The sequence below is a fragment of the Ochrobactrum sp. SFR4 genome (assembly GCF_019730395.1).
Lineage (GTDB): Bacteria > Pseudomonadota > Alphaproteobacteria > Rhizobiales > Rhizobiaceae > Pseudochrobactrum.
Genome location: NZ_JAAPBB010000655.1, coordinates 1 through 285 on the forward strand (window position 1 = coordinate 1; position 285 = coordinate 285).

Annotated in this window: 1 protein-coding gene; it reads right to left on the reverse strand. The window is 65.3% G+C overall.

Going from position 1 to position 285, the window contains the following annotated elements:
* Positions 1-285, reverse strand: a 285-nt coding sequence (locus tag HBA93_RS20680) for an aminotransferase class III-fold pyridoxal phosphate-dependent enzyme (RefSeq protein WP_221724521.1), incomplete at both ends; no start/stop codon positions are given.

Sequence of the window (285 nt, forward strand, 5' to 3'; positions counted from 1 at the left end):
GGGGGGGGGGGGGGGGGGGGGGGGGGCGGGGGGGGGGGGGGCTGGGCGGGCACACCGTGCGGGTCAACGATTTCCAGCCCCAGCATCAGGCCGCACCCGCGCACATCGCCGATATAGGGCGTTTGGGCTGCAATATGCTGCAATGAAGCTTTGAGTTCTGCGCCGATAATGGCTGCGTGACTGGTGAGGTGATCGCGTTCGATGATTTCCAGTGTTTTGGAACCGGCTGCCATAGCCAGTTGATTGCCGCGGAAAGTGCCTGCATGGGCGCCCGGTTCCCACAGA